Here is a 21,018-nt window from a genome sequence, read left to right as displayed (position 1 = left end):
TCCACGCATGGCGGGGATCTACTGTGCGCGCGGGTAATCGAGATAGCCAGCTTCGCCGCCGCCGTAATAGGTGCCGCGATCGGGTATGGCGAGTGCAACATCGCGTTGCAGGCGCTCGACCAGATCTGGATTGGCGATGAACGGCTGGCCGAACGCGGCCAGGTCGATGGTGCCGGCCTCGACCAGTTGCAGGGCGCGCTCGCGGGTCATGCCACCGGCCAGGATCACGGTGCCACCGTAGGCCTGCTTGAACTGCTGCAGGAACGCTTCGCCCAGCACCGACTGCCCTGCCTGCAGGTTGTCGTTGAGATGCACATAGGCCAGCCCGCGCTTGCCCAGTTCCTCGGCCAGATACAGATAGGTGGCCTCGTTGTCGGGGTAGTACGGCATGTCGAAGGTGAGGTTGTTCGGCGCCAGGCGCACGCCGATGCGGTGGGCGCCGATGCGCTGGGCCATCGCGTCGACGGTCTCCAGGATCAATCGCGTGCGGTTGGGCAGCGAGCCGCCGTAGCGGTCCTCGCGTTCGTTGATGAGCGGGTTGAGGAACTGTTCGAACAGGTAGCCGTTGGCCGCATGCAGCTCGATACCATCGAAGCCGGCGGCGATGGCGTTGTCGGCGCCCCGTGCGAAGTCGGCAATGATGGCCGGGATCTCTTCAGTGGCCAGTGCACGTGCCGGAGTGGGATCAGCATGGCCTCGGCTGCCATCGTCCAGATACACGAATGAGGTGTTCTTCGGCGCGCTGGCCACCGTGCGCGTACCCGCGCTTACCGGTTGGCCGCCATTGGGCTGCAGCGAGGAATGCGACATGCGGCCCACATGCCAGAGCTGGGCGAAGATCGTGCCTTGGGCGGCATGCACCGCCTCGGTGACCAGCTTCCAGCCGGCCACCTGTTCGGCTGACCAGATGCCCGGCACGTCGATGTAGCCCTGGCCTTGCGGCGAGACCGGCGTGCCTTCGCTGATGATCAGGCCGGCGCTGGCGCGCTGCCGGTAGTACTGCGCGGTGAGCGCGTTGGCGATCGAGCCGGGATTGCGGGCGCGGGTCATCGGCGCCATTGCGATGCGGTTGCGCAGGGCGGCTCCAGCGAGGTCGTAGGGGTGGAAGAGGGCGGCGGTCATGTCGGTCATCTCGGTGCGGGGGAGAGGCGCCACAGGCGCGATGCACACAGGATGGAGTTGACATGCGGGCGCATAAAGCGCTTCGATCTCCCTTGGTGCGGGACTATCTGTCCCCAATGGGGGTGTAAGAGATGCTGCCGCTGGAATCCTTGAATGGCTTGGTGACGTTCGTCACTACCGCACGCTCGGGCAGCTTCACCGAGGCCGCCGATGCATTGGGCATCTCGCGCTCGGCCGTGGGCAAGGCCATCGCCCGGCTGGAAACACGGTTGGGGGTGCGCCTGTTCCACCGCACTACGCGGCGCATCGCACTGACCACCGATGGGGAGGCGTACTACGCGTCGTGTGCGGCGGCGCTGGAAGAGATCTCCGCGGCCGAGGCCTGCCTGGGTTCGGCCGGCCTGCCCAGCGGGCGGCTGCGCATCGACATGCCGTCCTCGTTCGGGCGGCTGGTGGTTCTGCCGGTGCTGCTGCGGTTGTGCCGGCAGTACCCGGACCTGCAGTTGACGTTGACCTTCACCGATCACTTTGTAGATCCGGTCGAAGAGGGCATCGACCTGCTGATCCGGTTTGGTGGGCTGCACCATGCCGAGCATCTGGTCGCGCGCCGGCTGGGTCGCCAGCGCCTGGTCACGTGTGCATCGCCGGCGTACCTGCAGGCACATGGCGTGCCGCGCACGGTGGAGGAACTGGCGCAGCACCGCAGCATCGTCGGCTTCCGCCATGGCCAGCCGGTCTGGTGGCGGATCGGCAGCGAGGAGGACGAGGGAACGTTCATTCCCAGTGCGCCGTATCAACTCAATGACGGCGACGCGGTGATCGAAGCGGCCATCGCCGGGCTCGGTATCTGCCAGATGCCGGTTTCACTGCTGCGTCGCCACCTGGAATCCGGCGCACTGCAATCGGTGCTGGACGAGCACATGCAGCGGCACATCGACATCCATGCGCTGTGGCCACCGACGCGCCACCTGCGGCCGAAGGTGCGCTACGTGGTGGATGAACTGACCCGGTTGGCGGGTGAGGGATTGTTCGATTGAGCGGGGCCCGGAAACCGGGCCCCGCCTGTGGAACCGCTGCGCCTGGCCTACTTGAAGTTGTAGCGCAGGCTGGCCATGTAGCGACGGCCCAGTGAATCCAGCACATACGGGAACGGCCCGATGTCGTCGCCTACGTTGATCACCGACAACGTCACGCGAGCGGCATCGGTGATGCGGTAGGTGACGTTGGCGTCCCAGGTGGTCCAGCTGTCTCGATAGAAGTACTGACGACTTTCCGGGGTATCGGTCATGGTGTATTGGGCGCGGCTGGTGTAGTTGGAGGCCACGCCGTAGTTCCAGTTGCCGATGCGGTGCTGTGCGGTCCAGCGGAACTGGCGCTTGGGCTCGTTGAAGCTGCCCGCCTGTTCGACGAACGGCACGTCCCGGTTCGCGGCCTGGCCACGGTTCTTCGGCATGTAGCCGTAGAAGTCCAGGTCCAGCACGCCGAAGCGCGACAGGTCCCAACGGTAGCCGACTTCGGCGGTCCAGCCACGGAACATCAGCACCGGGCCGTTGCCATACTCGGTCTTGATGCTGGTAGCCACGCCGGTGTTCGGATCACGCGTCACCAGGCCGCAGAAGCGGTTGGCATTGGGCACGTTGGCGGCATTGAAGTCGGCGTTGTCGAAGCAACCGGTGATGATGTCGTTGGCGCTCAGCGAGGTGATCACGTTGTTGATCTTGATGTCATACCAGTCGGCGGCGACGCGCAGGCCCGGGATCCATTCCGGCGCGAACACGATGCCGGCCGTCCACGACTTCGCCGTTTCGTTCTGCAGGCGGGTGCTGCCGTTGGTCGAGCCCAGCGTATTGGTCGGTTGCTGGCGGAAGGTATTCGGATCGGCGCCCGGGTAAGCGGCGAAGAATGCCTGGCAGTTGCGGCGACGCACCGCCGGATTGGAGCCGCCGCTGATATTGTCCAGCGAGCACACTTCCGGGATGTTGTAGTAGGCCGGCTGCTGGGTGGTGTAGAGCTCGGCGATGGAGGGCGCGCGCAGTGACTGGGTCTTGTTGCCGCGCAGCTGCAGTCCAGCGATCGGTTCGTACTGGATGCCGTAGGTGAACGCATTGAACGCGCCGGCTATGGAGTTGTCGACGCGGCGGAACTTGGCGGTCAGGTCCAGGCGATGCAGGCCCGGGAGGTCCCAGTCGGGATTGAACAGTGGCGCCAGCAGTTCGGCGAACACTTCGTTGGTGTGGTACTTGCCCTCGGCCGCCTGGGTCGGCACCGAACGGCCCTGGCCCAGACGCTGGTACTCGCTGGGGGTGAAGGAGCCTTCTTCGCGGCGGTGTTCGAAGCCGGCCGCCGCGGACAGCTCGCCGCCGGGAAGATCGAACAGGCCGCCGGATACCGATGCATTGATGACGGTCTGGCGGGTCTGCGCCTTGGCCACGGTACGGGTGGAGACATAGTCAAGGGCTTCGCGTGATGCCTGGTTTTCGCCGAACAGGTTCAGCGGGCGGCAGTTCGCATCGGCCGTAGTGCCCGGGCTCGTGGCATCGCAGATGATGCGGCCGCTGGCATCGGTGGTCACGTTGATCGCATTGATGAAGTTCTGCTGGATCAGGCCGGTGCCGAGGTAGTCGAAGTCACCACGGCCGTGGGTGACGCTGGCTTCCCAGTTGAAGTTGCGTTTCCCAACCTCGAACGCACCACTCAGGCCAAGCACCGCACGGGTCAGGCGGGTTTCGGTGCTGGCGTTGTTCATCGACAGGTCGCGCGAAGAACGCGACAGGCGGAACGAGGTGATGCCGTTGTCGGCGAGGATCTTGCGGGTTTCCGCACTGAGGAACGGATTGCTGGCACTGAAGGTCAGCGCGCCGCTGGCGGTACCGCCACCGTCCAGGCGCGCATTGCCGAAGGACACCGCGTTGTAGACGTTCTGGTCCAGGGTTTCGCGGGCGGTCGCTTCGTATCGCGAAAGCTCGAAGAAGCCGCGCACGTTGTCGGTGAAGTCGAAGCTGCCGGTGGAGAACACCGAGCGTCGTTCGAGGTCGGCGATCAACGGCACCGTCTCGAACAGGTTCAGGCCGTCACCGCCGGAGGCATTGCCGCCCGCGTAGCTGGTGCCGGGGTTGAACTCGACCAGCTTGCCCTCGTTGTTGAACTGCCACAGTTTGTCTTTGTTCGGGCCGAAGCCAAGGATGTCACCCAGGCCGTTGCGCGTGTAGCTGCCGGTGGCCGGCATCACCAGGCCACCGAAGGTCATGCTGGCAATGCGCCGGTTGCGGATCCAGACCTGGTCGGGGATGCCATCGCGGGGCCCGGTGTTGAACGGAATGCTGCCGTCGATGCGGCCATCATTGGTCGGACGGCGCAGGGGCTGGGAAGTGGCATTGGCCACCGTGGGATTGGCCTGCAGGCTGTAGCCCTGGCGGTAGAAATCACGTTGCAGCGCGTTCACACCGTCGGCGTTGTCCAGCTCGGCGGCCACCACGATGTGGCCGCGCCCATCAGCGAAGTCGGTACCGAAGATGGCCGACCAGGAGTAGCGCTCGTTGTCGTTCTTGCTGGTTCTACCGTAGCCCAGCTCGACTTCGGCGCCATCGAACTTGTCGCGCAGGATGATGTTGTTGACGCCGGAGATCGCATCCGAGCCATAGGTGGGGGCACCGCCCACGCTCAGGCTTTCAATGCGTTGCACCATGACGCTGGGGATGGCGTTCATGTCGACCTGGATGCCAGAGCCGCCGCCAGCACCAAAGATGGTGGGCGGGGTGGAGGTCACGAAGCGGCGCCCGTTGACCAGGGTCAGCAGGCGATTACTGCCCAGGCCGAATTTGCTGGCGAAGTTGACGCCGGCACCGAAGCCGGCCTGGTCGCCACGCGAACTGACGCCCGCGCTGACGCCGGGAATCCGGGTTACCGCATCGATGAGGTTGGTATCGCCATAGTTCTCGATCGATTCGCGGCTGACTACCGCGGCCGGTTCCAGCGTGTCGAAGCCTGCGCGGTAGATGCGAGAACCGGTGACCGTGATCCGGTCCAGTTGTACGGGGGTCTTGGTGCTGCTGGCGGGCTCGGCTTTCTCTTCCTGCGTGGCGGCCTGCTGTGCCATGGCCGGTGCGGCGGCCACCAGCACCAATGCCGAACCCAGCGCGACAGACAAGCGACTGCGGGCGAACAACGGTCGGTACATGATTTCTCCCTGGTCACGCCAATGTGACTCAGGGATAAACGCAGAGGCGAACACGGTACCCTACGTCATGAAAAAGTAACAATTGAATCTATTTATTATTCATTCATATTTACGGACTGGTCTATCCCTGGAGCATGCTCCGCCAGCACGATATGGCCTCATTCGTTCGCGCGTGTATACTATCCCCCAGTATAGTTCCGAGCGAGTTCGCCATGCCGCACTCCCCCGAAGAGAAGAAGAAGGTCCTGGCCCGCGTGCGCCGCATCCGCGGCCAGTGCGATGCGCTGGACCGCGCACTGGAGGCCGGCGCCGATTGCGGGCCGGTGCTGCAGCAGATCGCCGCCATCCGTGGTGCGGTCAACGGCCTGATGTCCGAGGTGATGGAGGCCCATCTGCGCGAGGAGTTCGGCCAACCTGCGGCCTCCGATGAACAGCGCGCCGAACGCGTGCGCGACATGAGCGCATTGATCCGCTCGTACCTGAAGTAAGCGATGGCGCATCACCGCGCCGTGCATCCCGTTTTCCTTATGTCTGGAGAGTCCACCATGAAGTCCCGTGCCGCCGTCGCCTTTGGTCCCGGCCAGCCGCTGCAGATCGTCGAGATCGACGTCGCCCCTCCGAAGGCAGGCGAAGTGCTGGTCAGGATCACCCACACCGGTGTCTGCCACACCGATGCGTTCACCCTGTCCGGCGATGATCCGGAAGGCCTGTTCCCGGTGGTGCTGGGCCATGAGGGCGCTGGCATCGTGGTGGAAGTGGGCGAGGGCGTGACCAGCGTCAAGCCCGGCGACCACGTGATTCCGCTGTATACCGCCGAGTGCGGCGAGTGCCTGTTCTGCAAGAGCGGCAAGACCAACCTGTGCGTGTCGGTGCGTGCCACCCAGGGCAAGGGCGTGATGCCGGACGGCACCAGCCGCTTCAGCTACAACGGCGAGCCGCTGTACCACTACATGGGCTGCTCGACCTTCAGCGAGTACACCGTGGTGGCCGAAGTTTCGCTGGCCAGGATCAATCCGGAAGCGAACCCGGAGCATGTCTGCCTGCTCGGTTGCGGCGTCACCACCGGCATCGGCGCGGTGCACAACACCGCCAAGGTGCAGGAAGGCGACAGCGTGGCGGTGTTCGGCCTCGGTGGCATCGGCCTTGCAGTGATCCAGGGCGCGCGCCAGGCCAAGGCCGGCCGCATCATCGCGGTGGACACCAACCCGTCCAAGTTCGAGCTGGCCCGCGAATTCGGTGCCACCGACTGCATCAACCCGAAAGACTTCGACAAGCCGATCCAGCAGGTCATCGTTGAAATGACCACCTGGGGCGTGGACCACAGCTTCGAGTGCATCGGCAACGTCAACGTGATGCGCGCGGCGCTGGAATGCGCGCATCGTGGCTGGGGCCAGAGCGTGGTGATCGGTGTGGCCGGTTCGGGCCAGGAGATCTCCACCCGTCCGTTCCAGCTGGTGACCGGCCGCAAGTGGATGGGTACTGCTTTCGGTGGTGTGAAGGGCCGCAGCCAGCTGCCGGGCATGGTGGAAGACGCGATGAAGGGAGATATCGAACTGGCCCCGTTCGTCACCCATACCATGGACCTGGACAAGATCAACGAAGCCTTCGACCTGATGCATGAAGGCAAGTCGATCCGTTCGGTGGTCCACTACTGAGCCGCGTCATGGGCTGGCTGGATGCCCTGCACCGGCCGCGTGCGGAAGACCCGCGCGCGGCCCTGGTGGCCCCGATCGAGCAGGCGTTGCGTGCGCTGGGCTGGGTAGTGGGGGAGGTGTGGCCACCGCGTGTGGTGACCTCGGCCTTCGGCAGCGACGATGGCATGCCGTTCGAGCAGTGGCTTGCGCAGGTATTCCTGCCACGCCTTTACGAGGCGCGCGCGGCCGGGCAGTGGCCGCCGCGCAGCGATGTGGCCGCGGCTGCCTATCGCAATCTTGATGGCCAGCCTGGCGTCGAATCGTTGCTGCGCCTGCTGGCGCAGCTGGATGAACTGATCAACAAAGGCATCCACGCCGCGCGTGGATAAGCCGACCAAGGTCGGCATCTACCAGAAGCACGCGTGCGCTCACGCGCCGCGCAGGAGAGCACCATGGAACGCATTGAACACCGCGCCTGTTTCGGCGGCTGGCAGGACGTCTACCGCCATCATTCGGCCACGCTGGGCTGCGACATGCAGTTCGCCGTGTACCTGCCGCCGCAGGCGGAGACTCGCAAGCTGCCGGTGCTGTACTGGCTGAGCGGGCTGACCTGCACCGAGCAGAATTTCATCACCAAGGCCGGTGCGCAGCGCTATGCGGCCGAGCACGGCGTGATCATCGTCGCGCCCGATACCAGCCCTCGCGGCGATGACGTGGCCGACGCCGAAGGCTATGACATCGGCAAGGGGGCAGGGTTCTACCTCAACGCCAGCCGTGCGCCGTGGGCGAAGCACTACCGCATGCACGACTACGTGGCACAGGAGCTGCCGGCGCTGATCGAAGCCAACGTCGCGGTGACCGATGCACGTGCGATCAGTGGCCATTCGATGGGCGGCCACGGTGCGCTGGTGATCGCGCTGCGCAACCCGGGGTGCTACCGCAGCGTGTCGGCGTTCTCGCCGATCGTTGCACCCAGCCACGTGCCGTGGGGGCAGAAGGCGTTCCATGCCTACCTGGGGGACAACCCGGCCGACTGGGCGCAGTGGGATGCCTGCGAGCTGATCGCAGTGGCCAGCGAGCGCCTGCCGCTGCTGGTCGACCAGGGTGAGGCGGACGAATTCCTTCAGACCCAGCTGCAACCGCAGCGCCTGCAGCAGGCCTGTGATGCCGCCGGCCATCCGCTGACCCTGCGCCTGCAGCCGGGCTACGACCACAGCTACTACTTCATCGCCAGTTTCATCGGCGAGCACATCGCCCACCACGCCCGCGCCCTGCACGGCTGACGGCTTTCCGGTAGTGCCGGGCGCTGGCCGGCAACCTGCAGCCCTGTGATTCCCTGGGACTGCCGGCCAGCGGCCGGCACTACCATGGCGGTGCACGTGGAGTGTCGTCTTGCCGCAGTGGATCACGCCGCTGTGGCGCGGGCAGGACTATCGTGCGTCCATACGGCCTTGCGGATCGGGGGATGCATGCCGGTAGTGCTGGCGCTGCTGTATGTGCTGTGCCATGGCCTGGTGCTGGCCCTGTGGCCGGAAGGGGCGGGTGCCGGCTCGTTCGTGTTCCTGACCGGCGCGCCCCTGTTGGCGGCTGCCGCCTGCCTGTGGCGGGCCCGTCGCGACCGCGCAGCACTGGGCTGGCGTGCAACCGCACTGGCGCTGCTGCTGTGGGCCGGTGGCATGGCCATCAACATGTTCGACGCACTGGGTGCTGGCCGTGCCGACATCACCCCGCAGGCCAGCCTGTTCCTGTACGTGCTGTATGGCGTGCCGATGGTGTTCATCCTGGCCCGTGCACGACGCGAGCGGCTGAGCATCAGCCTGATCGATGCAGCGATGGCGGCACTGCTGGGCGTACTGTTCTTCGTACATACGCAGTCGTTCGCCGACCGGGTCGAGATCGATCCTTTGGCGCTGGTCAGCATGCAGCGCATGTTCGATATCCAGAACCTGTGCATCGCCGGCTTCGCGGTGGTGCGCTGGCTGGCCGGCGACGTGCCCGAGCGGCGCAGCTTCTTCCGCGCGCTGGCGTTGTATGCGCTGGCCTACCTGCTGGTGGCCTATTACATCAACCATTACACCTCGGAAGATTCCTTCGGTGCCTACAACGACCTGCTGATCGACCTGCCGTTCCTGCTGCTGGCGTTGCTGGCGCTGAGCCGGGCACCGCTGCCGGGCGCCGTGCCTCACCCGCGGCTGGCGCGCACGGTGCAGGCGGCTGGCCCGATGATCCTGCCGCTGCTGCTGCTGGTGGTCGGCACGCTGGTGGTCGATCACGCGCGGCCGTTGGCAGTCAGCGGGTTCGTGGTGGCGACGCTGGGCTTCGGCCTGCGCAGCATCCTGCTGCAGACCGACTTGATGGAGCGGCAGGCGGGCCTGGACCAGCTGGCGCGGCAGGATGGCCTCACCGGCGTGGCCAACCGCCGCGAGTTCGATGCACTGCTGCTGGCCGAGTGGAACCGTGCGCGGCGTAGTGGCAGCGAGCTGGGCCTGCTGCTGGTGGACATCGATCACTTCAAGGCGTTCAACGACCAGCACGGCCATCCCGCCGGGGATCGCTGCCTGCAGGCCGTGGCCGCGGTGTTGAAGGCCATTGCCGGTCGCGGCGGCGACAGTGTTGCCCGTTATGGCGGTGAAGAGTTCGCGGTGATCGTGCCGGCAAGCCCGCTGTCCGGTGTGCTGGCACTGGCCGAACGCCTGCGCGAGGCGGTGGAAGTGCTTCCGTTGCCGGAGGGACGGGTCAGCATCAGCGTTGGTGTGGGCTACCTGCATCCGCCGGCGCTGGCCAGCGCTGATCAGCTGCTGGCCGATGCTGACGCCGGCCTGTATGCCGCCAAGCGTGCCGGCCGCAACCGGGTGGTCCTGCATGCGCATGTGCTTGATGACGAAGGCAGCGCACATGGCACGATCGACTGCTGAATGCCGTGGATCCGCATCCCTGCGCTGGGTCAGCGTTGCCGCTGCCAGCCGGCCGGGTCGAGCAGCCTCAGCCCGACCGGTGACAACGAGCGTTGCCGCAACGGCAGGTTTGCCGTCTGCACGGCCAGCGCACAGCGCGCCAGTTGCTGGCGCAACGGTGCCAGCGTGTCATCTTCGCGCGGGCGTGCATGCCGCCACTGGGCGATGCGCAGCAGGCAGACCAGCAGGTCCAGTTCGCTGGCCGCGATGAACGGTGAGCCGGCGGGCAACAGGTCGATCGGGGCGGTGGGCGTGGCCAGCAGCGGCAGCAGGCCGACGAACGCGTCGCAGCCTTCGGGATCAATACCGAGGCTGCTCAGCTGGGCGAGTCCATCGGCCTGTTGATCAGGATCGTGCAGCTGGCGTATCGCCGCCAGCAGTGCCTGTTCGCCACGGCCGAACTGGCGGCCGAAGGCGCGGTAGTTGACGCGGGTGGGAAACAACGGGGAACGGGAGGCCATGGTTGCTAGGGCTGTGGGTCGCGGGTTTCCACCAGCACGGGACAGGGCGCGTGGTCGATGGTCCATTGCCCGATCGAGGGTTCGAACAGGCGTTCCAGGCGGGACAGATGGCGGTGGCCGATCACGATCAGGTCGCATTTCAGGCGCCGGGCCTGGTCGCTGATCACTTCGCCGGGGTCACCTGAAGGAATCTGGGCGATGGCATCGACGCCGCGTTCGCGCAGCTCGGCCAGTGCCTCGGCAAGTATCGCTTCGGCCCTCGAGCGCTGGCGCGCGGCTTCGGGGTACTCGACGCGGTCGGCGTCGCTGGCGTCGGCGGCCAACGCGTACTCGGGGTCGAGCACGCACAGCAGGTGCAGGCGGCTGCGGGGGCCGGCAATGGCGGCGGCCAGGTCCAGCACGCGTGCGTGCTGGGGGCCACCGTCGAGGGCGACCAGCAGGGTAGTGAACATGGATGTCTCCTTTGCAGGCCAGGGATGGTCGCCGATGTCACCGCGCGCACCCATGCCGTGCGCGGCAGTCAATGAATGCGTCAAACGCACTTCATGCCAGTGGCGAGTGTCGTAGAGTCATCTGGTTTACTGGAGACTGTCATGCCCCTGCCGGACCTGAACCTGTTGTTGGCACTGGACGTGCTGATCGACGAATGCAGCGTGGCCGCCGCCGCGCGGCGGATGAACCTGAGCGCGCCGGCGATGAGCCGTACCCTGGGCCGGATCCGGACCGCGCTTGGCGACCCGGTATTGGTGCGCGCCGGCCGTGGGCTGGCTCCCACCCCGCGCGCACTGGAACTGCGCGAGCAGGTCCGTGATGTCATCGAGCAGGCGCACCGCGTGTTCAATGCCGGCCGTGAAGTGGACATGGCAACCCTGGAGCGGACCTTCAGCGTGCGCGCCAACGACGTGTTCATCGGCAGCTATGGAGGGCGGCTGCGCGAGGTGTTCCGCCAGCAGGCACCTGGCTGCATGCTGCGCTTCGTACCTGAGGGCGATACCGATGACGATGCGATGGTGCAGGGGCGGATCGACCTGTACATCAGCACCGCCGGCAAGCACAGCCCGGAAACCAAGGTGCAGCACCTGTTCACCACCTCGCTGCTGGGTGCGGCGCGCGCCGACCATCCCTTGTTCGATGGTGATATCAGTGCCGAACGTTTCGCCGCCTGCGACCACATCGCGGTGTCCCGGCGCGGCTTGGCGCACGGACCGATCGACGAGGAACTGGCAGCGCTGGGCCTGCAGCGGCGGGTGGCGGTGGTGATTCCCACCTTCCATGGCGCGATCTTCGCCGCTGCCGATTCGGATCTTGTGCTGCCGCAGATGCCGAGCGTGATGCTCGATCGCATCGCCCATATGGGCCTGCCGCTGCGCATGTTCCCGTTGCCAGTACCGGTGCGCACCGTGGCGCTGGTGCAGGCCTGGCACCCGCGGATGGACAACGATCCCGCCCACCAGTGGCTGCGGCGGGCGATCAAGAGCATGTGCGATTCGGTCGAGGCGGCTCGCCACTGATCGGCGGAAGGCGTGCGCCGGACGCACGCCTGGGATGCCGGTCACGCCATTTTTCGCAAGGTAACGGCTCCCTAGACTGCGCTCCCCGGAGTTTCACTGAGCGCATTCCAATGACCCCCAACATGCCGTGTACTGCACGGATCGGTGCCCGGCGATGAGTACGCCGGCCGCTGCTGTTCCGGCCACCGCAGCGCCCCGTCCCGCCGCCGCCCCCGGACTCGACCGCCGCGTCCTGGTCGGCTTGTGTGGCGTGCTGCTGGCGGTGCTGGTGTCGGGCTTCAACGAGAACATCACCAAGGTCGCCCTGGCCGACATCCGCGGTGCGATGGGTTTCAGCGTCGATGACGGCAGCTGGATTGTTGCCCTGTACAGCGCGATGTCGGTCAGCGCGATGGCCTTCGCTCCGTGGTGCGCCGCCACCTTCTCGCTGCGCCGTTTCGCGCTGGCGATGATCGGTGGCTTCATGGTGCTGGGTGTGCTGTGCCCGCTTGCCCCGAACCTGCAGACTTTCCTGCTGCTGCGCGCGCTGCAGGGTCTGTGCGGTGGCGCGCTGCCGCCGCTGCTGATGAGCGTGGCGCTGCGCTTCCTGCCGCCGGGCATCAAGCTGTATGGCCTGGCCGGCTATGCGCTGACGGCGACGTTCGGCCCCAGCATGGGCACGCCGCTGGCCGCGTTCTGGGTCGAGCAGGTGGGCTGGCACTGGGCGTTCTGGCAGATCGTGCCGTACTGCCTGGCCGCTATGGCGATGGTCAGCTGGGGCCTGCCACAGGACCCGCTGCGGCTGGAGCGCTTCGCCCAGTTCGACGGCGTGGGCCTGGCGCTGGGCCTGCCGGCGCTGGTGCTGCTGGTGCTGGGCCTGGTGCAGGGCCCGCGCCTGAACTGGTTCGACTCGCCGATGATCACCCTGATGATCGGTGGCGGTGCCGGCTTGATGGTGCTGTTCATGATCAATGAATGGTTCCATCCGCTGCCATTCTTCAAGCTGCAGCTGCTGGCCAACCGCAACCTCAGCTACTCGCTGGTGACGCTGGGCGGCGTGCTGTTCGTGCTGCTGGCGGTGATCTCGATCCCGTCCGGCTTCCTGGCCAGCGTGCAGGGCTACCGGCCGTTGCAGACCGCGCCGATGCTGCTGTGGGTGGCGTTGCCACAGGCGATCGCGCTGCCGCTGGTGGCGGCGTTGTTGAACGTTCGCGCGGTGGATTGCCGCTGGGTGCAGGCCACGGGCCTGGCGATGCTGGCGCTGGCGTGCTGGTTGGGCTCGCATCTGGATGTGGCCTGGATCCGCGACAACTTCCTGTGGGTGCAGCTGCTGCAGGTATTTGCCCAGCCGATGGCGGTACTGCCGCTGCTGATGCTGGCGACCAACGGCCTGCCACCGCAGGACGGCCCGTTTGCCTCGGCGTGGTTCAACACGGTCAAGGGCTTCGCTGCAGTGCTCGCCAGCGGCGTGCTTGATGCCGTCGCCCAGGGCCGCCGTCATTTCCATTCCACCGTGCTGGTCGACCGCCTTGGCGAGCAACCGTGGCTGGCCGAGGGCCCGCAGCTGGGCGCGCGCCTGCATGCACAGGTACAGGCGCTGACCTCGGCCGACCTGTACTGGGTGGTCGCGCTGGTCGCGCTGGCCTTCATTCCCCTCATTGCCTGGATGCCCACCCGCATCCATCCGCCACGTGCCGTGGCCTGAACCTTTCGCAGGAACCCCCTCATGACGATCAATAGAACCACTCTCCACACCGGCCTGGGCCTGGGCGTGCTGGCCCTGGCCATCGGCGCCTGGCTGCTGCTGCGCGATGGCAGCCACCAGGCCACCAACAACGCGTACGTGGTGGCTGATTACACGTTGGTCGCGCCGAAGATTCCCGGCTTTGTCAGTGCCGTGGAGGTGGAGGACAACCAGTCGGTGAAGGCCGGCGACGTGCTTGCCCGCATTGACGACCGCGACTACCAGGTAGCACTGCAGGCGGCCCGTGCCGACCTGGCCAATGCCCGTGCACAGCTTGCCAACGCGCAGGCCGCGCTGGCCCAGCAGGACTCGCTGATCGAACAGGCCAGGGCCAGCGTCGATGTCAGCCGTTCCGAATTGACCTTGGCCAGTGCCGACCAGCAGCGTTACCGCGAACTGGCCCGTGACGGCGCCGGTACCGTACAGAACGCACAGCAGGCGCAATCGAAGCAGGCCGTGGCCAGTGCGCATCTGCAGCAGGGCCAGGCCGCGCTGTCGACCGCACGCCAGCGCACCGACATCCTCAGCGCGGGCGTGCAGGCCGCGCAGGCTGCGGTGCAACGCGCAGAAGCGGCGCAGGCGCGCGCCGAACTGGATCTGTCGCACACCGTGCTGCGTGCACCGATCGATGGCGTGGTCGGTCGTCGCGCAGTGCGCGTGGGTGCCTACCTGACCCCGGGTACGCCGGTGACTGCGGTGGTGCCGCTGAAGCGCGCCTTCGTGGTCGCCAACTTCCAGGAAACGCAGATGACCCGCATGCAGGCCGGCCAGCAGGTCGAACTGAAGGTGGACGTGTTCCCGGGCAAGCCGCTGCGCGGGCACATCGACAGCATCGCACCGGCGACCGGCGACCGGCGTCACCTTCGCCGCGGTAGCGCCGGAAAACGCCACCGGCAACTTCACCAAGGTGGTGCAGCGTATTCCGGTGAAGATCGTGCTGGAGCCGGGTCAGCCGCTGCTGGAGCAGCTGCGTGCCGGCATGTCGGTGGAAGCCAGCGTTGACCTGGGGAGCGGCACGCGTGCGCAGAGTGCGCAGCGCGAACAGGGCCACAAAGGCGAGGAGGGTGCATGAGCGCGGTCACCGTGTTCCGCACCTTCGTTGCGGCCAGCGTGTGCACGGTCCTGGCTGCCTGCACGATGGGGCCGGACTTCGTGCGCCCGCAGGCGGAACTGCCCAGCGACTGGCAGGGTGAGGCCGTCGCCGGCAACGCCATCGACCAGGACGCGGCCTGGTGGGCCGGCTTCGATGATCCACTGCTGGGCCAGCTGGCCAGCCAGGTGCTGGCGGCCAACCTGGACCTGCAGCTGGCGGCCAACCGCGTGCAGCAGAGCCGCGCCGCACGCGGCATCACTGCCGCTGATCGCCTGCCCAGCGTCAGCGCGAGCGCCAGTGGCGTGCGCGCACGCAACAGCGAAGTGGGCCTGAATGATCCATCCGGTAATGGCGGCCGTGATGACTATGGGCTGTTCCAGACCGGTATCGGCCTGAGCTGGGAACTGGACCTGTGGGGGCGCGTGCGCCGACAGGTGGAAGCGGCCGATGCACGCGTGCAGATGGCGGAGGAGGATGCACACGCGGTGCGCATTGCGCTGCTGGCGGAAACCGCGCGTGACTACCTGCAGCTGCGTGCGACACGGCAGCTGCTGGCGATCACCGAGGACAACCTCAGCATCGCCCTCGACATGAAGCGCCTGACCGAGGCACGCCAGCAGCAGGGCGTTGCCAGCACGCTGCAGGTGTCCAGCGCGTCCGCGCAGGTGGCATCGCTGCAGGCACGCATCGCGCCGCTGCGGCATCGTGAATCGCAGTTGCGCAATGTGCTGGCGTTCCTGCTGGCCCAGCCGCCGCAGGCGCTGGACGCGCAGCTGCAGGATGCACGCCGTGACTGGCCAGCGTTGCCGACCGTAGCGGTGGGGCTGCCCAGTGAACTGGCCGAGCGTCGCCCGGACATCCGTCGTGCCGAAGCGGCACTGCATGCGGCAACGGCCGGCATCGGCGTGGCCAAGGCCAGTTTCCTGCCGCGCATCACCTTGAATGGCGACGCTGGCTTCCAGGCCAAACAGCTGGATGATCTGGACGGCTGGAACGCGCACCGCTTCAGCATGGGGCCGTCGATCAGCGTGCCGATCTTCCAGGGCGGCCGGTTGAAGGCCAACTTGGCGCTGAGCAAGCTGCAGCAGCAACAGTCGTCGCTGCAGTTCCGCCGCACCGTGCTGCAGGCCTGGCATGAAGTGGACGACGCCATTGATGGCTACAGTGCCGAGCAGCAGCGCACGGTGCAGCTGCACGTGGCGGTGGATGAGAGCGAGACCGCACTGGGTACGGCGCGTCGGCAGTACCAGGCCGGTGTGGTCGACATGCTGGATGTGCTGACCACCCAGCGCATTGCGCTGGACAACCAGGCCGCGCTGGCCAAAAGCCAGGCCACCGCCGCGATCGCGCGGGTGGAGCTGTACCGCGCGCTGGGCGGTGGCTGGTAGGGAAATGGAAACGCCGGGCCATGCCCGGCGGTTCGTCGGTAGTTGCCAACCTTGGTTGGCAGCTTTTTTCAGAAGCGCCAACCAAGGTTGGCATCTACCAGCGCATGGCCTCAACGCACGTCGCGCAGCTCCCAGTGGCTGCCGGCGAGCAGGCGCAGGCGCTGCTTGAACACGTCACTGTCGATGCGGGTGGTGGCGACCAGGTTGATGCGCAGGTCCTTCTGCTCACCGGTCACGGTGGCCTCCGGATCGGTCACGCCCCACTGCGGTTCCACCGCATCCGGGTCGGGCTGCTTGGCTTTCCAGCGCTCGAACAGCGTGCCGTTGCGCAGGGCATCCTGCAGTTCTTCGGCGAAGCCGGCCGCACCCTGCGAATGGAAGGACAGGTCGGGGTCGTTACCGCGGGCCTTGGACGGGTCGGGCAGGCTGATGTGGTACTGCGCAGGCATGGAGTTCTCCTTGAAGTGTGGAAAGGCTGGCACAGTCGCGGTGGAATCGATGTGCAGATACCAGCCTGCGTTGGCCCTCATTCAAACCGATGCGGCCCATCGGCGAAGCCCACGGTGACCGCGCCCTTGCCGACGTTGACCATGCCGGTCAGGCTCATCACCGATTCGTACACGGTCACGCCATGGGTGGCGCAGATTTCCTTCAGCTGCGCGTAGCCGGGCAGGGTGCGCAGCTCGTCCAGCTCACCGCCGTAGCTGACGCACACCGTGGGTGTCATCAGCCCGGCGCGCACACGCTGGCCGACCACCGCGAACAGCTTCTGCACGGCGTTGTCGAAGCCCTTGATCTTGGCCACCGGCCCGGTCTCGCCGCGGTAGCCATGCAGCACCGGCTTGATGTCCAGCGCGCTGCCCAGTGCGGCGCTGAGCAGGCCGACACTACGGTCGCCCTTGTGCCGCGCACGCGCGCGCATGTAGTACAGGTCACGGGTGACCATGTAGCCGTGTACGTTGCCAGCCAGTTCCTCCAGCCGCTCGCGGATCTGCTGCACGCTGGCGTTGCTGTCGCGCAGGCGCACCGCTTCCACCGCCGTCACCGCCTGGGCGGCGAACAGGTTCTGGGTGTCGAGCACGCGCAGCGCGAACGGCGAGTTGTAGCCGGCCGCCTGACGCACCGGCTTGTAGTCGTTGAGGATGGCGAAACTGGCCTGCAGCGCGTTGTCGTGGATCGGGCTACGGGTCTTGGTGATGGTCATGCAGAACACGTGGTCGTAATCGATCACCAGCTGCTGCAGGAACAGGTCGCGGATCTGGTTGACGCTGAAGGGAATGGTCTCCGCTTCAGCACCGTGCTCGGCCACATGCGCATGCAGGAAGCTCAGCGTAGCCTGCTCATCGCGGTGATCGGCCAGCACCGCTTCGCCGATCCGTACGGTGATCGGCAGCAGCACGATGTTGTGTTCGGCAATGAAGGCCTGCGGCAGGTCGCAGGCCGAGTCGACGACGATTCCGATGCGCATCCGCGGCTCCCCCTCCAGGGCGGTTGTAGGTTCGGAAACGTGAAATCTATCTCAAATCCCAGCCAGGCGCGCGAGGGAAACGCGCCACGCCCTGTTCAGCGACTGCGCTGCACCGCCACCGGCAGGCTGGCCAGGCGCTGCCATTCGGGCTGCTGCAGCAGGCCAGGATCGGCCAGAACCGCGGCCATCAGCGGGTGGGCGTCGTTGCCCCAGAACAGTTCCCCGTCGATGGCCAGGGTCGGCACACCGAACACGCCGGCGCTGATCGCGGCCTCGGTATTGCGCCGCAACTGCTCCTTGACCGCCGGTTCGGCGATGGCCGTGGCGACATCATCGATGCCCAGCCGGGTGCCGGGCTCGCGCAGCGCCTCGGCGCTGTCGGCGGCATTGCCGTCGCGCCAGATCCAGTCGAACAGCACGTCCACCGCCTGCGCGCTGGCGCCGGCGGCCAGGCACAGGCGCAGGGCGGACAACGGGTTGAACGGATGACCCGGCGGGAAGCGCAGCGGCGTGCCCTCGGCCTGCGCGGTCCACAGCAGCTGGCGGTAGATGAAGCGCCGCTTGGCCGGAATCTCCGCAGGTCCGAGGTTGCCCAGGTGGTGCAGCACCGCACCGAAGGCGATCGGCACGGTCTGGATCTGCGCGAACTGCGGCAGCTGCTTCAGCTTCTGCCAATGCAGGTAGGAATAGGGCGAGATGAAATCGAAATACCAGCGCAGTGTGGCCATCGGTGTGTCCTCGTGTGCGGTCAGGGCTGCGCGTTGCGCTGCAGGTAGCGGTCGCGCAGTTCGGTCTGCCGTGAGCGCATCGGCATTGCACGACCACCCAGCCAGACCTGCTCTGCATAGTGCGCCACGTCCAGCGGGTCGCCTTCCCACAGCACCAGGTCGGCACGCTTGCCGGGTTCGATGCTGCCAATCTGGTCGGCCACGCCGAACGCCTGCGCCGGTACCCGGGTCAGGCCGGCCAGGCCATCGGCCCAGGGCAGGCCATTGGCCACCGCATTGCCGGCCAGCTGGCGCATCTTGCGTGCGTTGTGGCTGGCGTCGCCGCGCTGCACGAAGGAGACCGCTACGCCGGCACGCTGCAGGCGCGCAGCGTTTTCCAGGGTGGCACCGATCTGGTCGAAGCTGGCGGGCAGATTGGACAGTACGTCGACGAACACCGGCACGTGCGCAGCGGCCAGTTCCGGGGCCACCTGCCAGGCTTCGCTGGCGCCGGAGATGGCGATCTTCACTTTCTCGCGGGCGGCCCAGCGCAGCAGCTGGCGGATGTCGGCGGCACGGTCCACTTCCACCACGATGCGGCCCTGGCCGGCCAGGTAACGGCTGAGCGTGCGGCGCCCGGCGGGGGTCAGCAATGCATGCGGCGAGTCCGCAGCCACTTGGCCACGCGCCTCGTCGATCATCTGCTGCAGCAGCATCCACTGTGCGGCGCGCGAATGACCGGTCAGTTCTGAGGCCGCTGCGCCGATGCGCAGGAACAGCGCGCGCGGACCGATCGGGTCGATGCTGCCATCCAGCCGCATCACGCCGCCCTGGCCCGCCACGAAGCCACCGCCGGTGGCTGCCCCCAACGCAGTGAAGCCGATGCCTTCCAGCCGCGTGACCGGAATCAGCACTGAGGCCGGGTTGTAGGCGAGGCTGACGTCGAATTCCGGCCGCAGCGGTTGCTCGCCGATCTTCAGCGAACTGTCCACCGTGCTCGATTCACCGGAAACTTCTTCGATGCCGGTCTCGGTGATGCCGCCGAACAGTGCAGGCGTCAGTGGGCGGCCATTGGCCTCGACCACGGTGGCGCCGGCCGGTGCCGACAGGCCGTTGCCCACCGCGCGGATGACGCCACCCTGCACCAGCACATCGGCATTCTGCAGGCTGCCGCGCGCGCTGGCGGTATGCACCGTCGCGTTGCGCACCAACAGGTCCTGCGCCGAGGCTGCGGTTGTCATCAACAACAGCGCAACCAAGGTAGCGCCGGGCCATGCCCGGCGGCGCTTGTTCAACACGCCCATCAGCGCACCTCCTGGCCAAGCTGGAAATCGGAACGCGGCGTTGCTCGCGGCGCGTTGCGGTCGTACAGGCGTCGGCCATCGACGAAGACCTGCTCGGCCAGTGCGTACGAACTGAAGGGATTTCCATTCCACACCACCACGTCGGCCATCTTGCCGGCCTCCAGGCTGCCGGTCTGGCCTTCGATGCCCAGCGCCTTGGCGGCGTTGGCGGTCATCCAGGTGATGGCACGTTCGGGCGTGATCTCCGGCATGCGTGCGCGTCGCGCGGAGGCCATCACCTTGGCCGCTTCCTGGTTCAGGCGCTGGATGCCCTCGGGTGAATCGGAGTGGACGATGGCGCAGCTGTTTTTCGGGCGGTCGACCAGCGCGATGTTCTCCGGGATACCGTCGAAGGCTTCCATCTTGAAGCCCCACCAGTCGGCCCACAGCGCACCGCAGACGCCGTCGGCAGCCAGCCGGTCGGCCAGCTTGTAGGCCTCCACGCCGTGGTGGAACGCAGCGACCTTGAAACCGAACTCCTTGGCCAGGTCGAGCATGGTGGCCATCTCGTCGGCGCGGTAGCAGTGGATGTGCACGCGGATGTCGCCTTCGATGGCGCCGGCCAGCGTGTCCAGCTTGAGATCGCGCTTGCCGCCGGCATCACCGGCACTGTCGCCCTTGTCACTGCCGAACCAGCCCTTGCGCTTGGCCGGCTTGGGTTTGTTCTTGGCGATGTAGTCGGCCGCATCGATGAAGGCCGCGCGGTAGCCGGCCACGTTGCCCATCCGCGTGGCCGGGGTCACGCCCTTGCCTTCGCCGTAGACCCGTTTCGGGTTCTCGCCGCAGGCCATCTTCAACCCCCACGGCGCACCGGGGAATTTCATGGCCTGGTAGGTGATGGCCGGGACGTTCTTCAGGGTCACGCCACGGCCACCCACCAGGTTCGCCGAACCCGGCAGCACCTGCATGCTGGTCACGCCACCGGCCAGGGCCGTGGCGAAGCCGGGGTCCTGCGGCCACACCGAGTGTTCGGCCCAGACGTTGGCGGTGACCGGTGCGGTCATCTCGTTGCCGTCGCTGTGCGCGCCAACCCCCGGGCTGGGGTACACGCCCAGATGCGAGTGCACGTCGATCAGGCCCGGGGTCACCCACTTGCCCTGCGCGTCGATGCGGGTGATGCCGGGGTCGGCCTGCAGCTGGCGGCCGACCGCGACGATGCGGCCATCGCGCAGCAGTACGTCGGCGTTGTCCAGGCGCTGGCCGGTGCCGGTCAGTACGGTGGCGTTCTGGATCAGCACTGGCGCATCGGGATGGGCCTGGTAGGTGCTGGGGTAGGGATCGGCGACGAAGCGCGAGGCGCCCACTGCCGGTGCCGTGCTCAATGAAAGCAGCGCCAATGCCACCCCGGCGTGCAACAACGTCGATGCCATGCAGTTCCCCTCGCGGCGTAGTCCAAGCCGCCGACGCTAGCCGGGCGGCGGCGTGTTTGCCAAGTGA

Annotated in this window: 18 protein-coding genes and 1 pseudogene; 10 read left to right on the top strand and 9 right to left on the bottom strand. The window is 66.8% G+C overall.

Annotated elements, in window-relative coordinates; all coding sequences use genetic code 11:
* Positions 1–18 precede the first annotated feature (18 nt).
* The gene (locus tag V9K93_RS05635; RefSeq protein WP_046983013.1) at positions 19–1,122 is read right to left on the bottom strand and encodes an alkene reductase; all 1,104 of its coding nucleotides are present in this window, start codon (positions 1,120–1,122) and stop codon (positions 19–21) included.
* Positions 1,123–1,253: 131 nt separating this feature from the next.
* On the opposite strand from V9K93_RS05635, the gene V9K93_RS05630 reads away from it, so the two are divergent.
* Entirely contained in the window at positions 1,254–2,159 is a 906-nt protein-coding gene (locus V9K93_RS05630) for a LysR family transcriptional regulator (RefSeq protein WP_295381564.1), read from the top strand.
* A 47-nt stretch (positions 2,160–2,206) separates the two neighbouring features.
* Here V9K93_RS05630 and V9K93_RS05625 read toward each other — a convergent pair whose 3' ends face one another.
* Complete coding sequence (locus V9K93_RS05625) at positions 2,207–5,299, bottom strand: TonB-dependent receptor domain-containing protein (RefSeq protein ID WP_295381562.1); 3,093 nt, start codon at positions 5,297–5,299, stop codon at positions 2,207–2,209.
* Between the two features lie 212 nt (positions 5,300–5,511).
* Between V9K93_RS05625 and frmR the strand changes: the two genes are divergently transcribed.
* The 5 genes from frmR to V9K93_RS05600 all read left to right on the top strand — a co-directional run bounded on the left by frmR (position 5,512) and on the right by V9K93_RS05600 (position 9,848).
* Positions 5,512–5,787 (top strand): formaldehyde-responsive transcriptional repressor FrmR, encoded by a 276-nt coding sequence (frmR, locus tag V9K93_RS05620; RefSeq protein WP_005411009.1) that lies wholly within the window; start codon positions 5,512–5,514, stop codon positions 5,785–5,787.
* A gap of 57 nt (positions 5,788–5,844) precedes the next feature.
* Positions 5,845–6,954 carry an S-(hydroxymethyl)glutathione dehydrogenase/class III alcohol dehydrogenase gene (locus V9K93_RS05615; protein ID WP_046982995.1) on the top strand — a complete coding sequence of 370 codons (1,110 nt, stop codon included), beginning with the start codon at positions 5,845–5,847 and terminating at the stop codon, positions 6,952–6,954.
* A gap of 8 nt (positions 6,955–6,962) precedes the next feature.
* Complete coding sequence (locus tag V9K93_RS05610; protein WP_046982996.1) at positions 6,963–7,322, top strand: YqcC family protein; 360 nt, start codon at positions 6,963–6,965, stop codon at positions 7,320–7,322.
* 63 nt (positions 7,323–7,385) lie between these two features.
* A complete protein-coding gene (gene fghA, locus V9K93_RS05605) occupies positions 7,386–8,216 on the top strand; it encodes an S-formylglutathione hydrolase (RefSeq protein WP_337302186.1) in 831 nt (276 codons plus the stop codon).
* Between the two features lie 186 nt (positions 8,217–8,402).
* A complete protein-coding gene (locus tag V9K93_RS05600) occupies positions 8,403–9,848 on the top strand; it encodes a GGDEF domain-containing protein (protein WP_337302185.1) in 1,446 nt (481 codons plus the stop codon).
* Positions 9,849–9,877: 29 nt separating this feature from the next.
* Here V9K93_RS05600 and V9K93_RS05595 read toward each other — a convergent pair whose 3' ends face one another.
* A complete protein-coding gene (locus V9K93_RS05595; RefSeq protein WP_046982999.1) occupies positions 9,878–10,348 on the bottom strand; it encodes a hypothetical protein in 471 nt (156 codons plus the stop codon).
* A 5-nt stretch (positions 10,349–10,353) separates the two neighbouring features.
* Positions 10,354–10,800 (bottom strand): universal stress protein, encoded by a 447-nt coding sequence (locus V9K93_RS05590; RefSeq protein WP_046983014.1) that lies wholly within the window; start codon positions 10,798–10,800, stop codon positions 10,354–10,356.
* Between the two features lie 141 nt (positions 10,801–10,941).
* On the opposite strand from V9K93_RS05590, the gene V9K93_RS05585 reads away from it, so the two are divergent.
* From V9K93_RS05585 to V9K93_RS05570, 4 genes and pseudogenes are all read left to right on the top strand, one after another.
* Positions 10,942–11,859: a LysR family transcriptional regulator gene (locus tag V9K93_RS05585; RefSeq protein ID WP_012512076.1), complete on the top strand. Its 918-nt coding sequence runs from the start codon at positions 10,942–10,944 to the stop codon at positions 11,857–11,859.
* Positions 11,860–12,013: 154 nt separating this feature from the next.
* Positions 12,014–13,543: an MFS transporter gene (locus tag V9K93_RS05580; RefSeq protein ID WP_046983000.1), complete on the top strand. Its 1,530-nt coding sequence runs from the start codon at positions 12,014–12,016 to the stop codon at positions 13,541–13,543.
* Positions 13,544–13,564: 21 nt separating this feature from the next.
* Positions 13,565–14,654: pseudogene (locus V9K93_RS05575) on the top strand (HlyD family secretion protein).
* The gene (locus V9K93_RS05570; protein ID WP_337302184.1) at positions 14,651–16,063 is read left to right on the top strand and encodes an efflux transporter outer membrane subunit; all 1,413 of its coding nucleotides are present in this window, start codon (positions 14,651–14,653) and stop codon (positions 16,061–16,063) included. The pseudogene V9K93_RS05575 and the gene V9K93_RS05570 overlap by 4 nt, the downstream one beginning before the upstream one ends.
* Before the next feature lie 110 nt (positions 16,064–16,173).
* On the opposite strand, the gene V9K93_RS05565 is transcribed toward V9K93_RS05570, so the two are convergent.
* The 5 genes from V9K93_RS05565 to V9K93_RS05545 form a co-directional block, all read right to left on the bottom strand.
* On the bottom strand, positions 16,174–16,512 hold the full coding sequence (locus V9K93_RS05565; RefSeq protein WP_046983003.1) for a hypothetical protein: 339 nt from the start codon (positions 16,510–16,512) through the stop codon (positions 16,174–16,176).
* A 77-nt stretch (positions 16,513–16,589) separates the two neighbouring features.
* Positions 16,590–17,531, bottom strand: coding sequence for a DegV family protein (locus tag V9K93_RS05560; protein WP_046983004.1), 942 nt, complete (start codon positions 17,529–17,531; stop codon positions 16,590–16,592).
* 95 nt (positions 17,532–17,626) lie between these two features.
* The gene (locus tag V9K93_RS05555; RefSeq protein ID WP_046983005.1) at positions 17,627–18,259 is read right to left on the bottom strand and encodes a 2-hydroxychromene-2-carboxylate isomerase; all 633 of its coding nucleotides are present in this window, start codon (positions 18,257–18,259) and stop codon (positions 17,627–17,629) included.
* 20 nt (positions 18,260–18,279) lie between these two features.
* Positions 18,280–19,542 carry an amidohydrolase family protein gene (locus tag V9K93_RS05550; RefSeq protein ID WP_337302183.1) on the bottom strand — a complete coding sequence of 421 codons (1,263 nt, stop codon included), beginning with the start codon at positions 19,540–19,542 and terminating at the stop codon, positions 18,280–18,282.
* Positions 19,542–20,951 carry an amidohydrolase gene (locus V9K93_RS05545; protein ID WP_337302182.1) on the bottom strand — a complete coding sequence of 470 codons (1,410 nt, stop codon included), beginning with the start codon at positions 20,949–20,951 and terminating at the stop codon, positions 19,542–19,544. Before V9K93_RS05545 ends, V9K93_RS05550 begins: the two co-directional genes overlap by 1 nt.
* Positions 20,952–21,018 lie beyond the last annotated feature (67 nt).

Origin of the sequence: Stenotrophomonas sp. CCNWLW162, from assembly GCF_037203745.1 — a bacterium.
Classification (GTDB): Bacteria; Pseudomonadota; Gammaproteobacteria; order Xanthomonadales; family Xanthomonadaceae; genus Stenotrophomonas; species Stenotrophomonas maltophilia_AQ.
The sequence above is the reverse complement of the archived record's forward strand: the minus strand, read 5'-3'. Positions and strand labels throughout refer to the sequence as shown.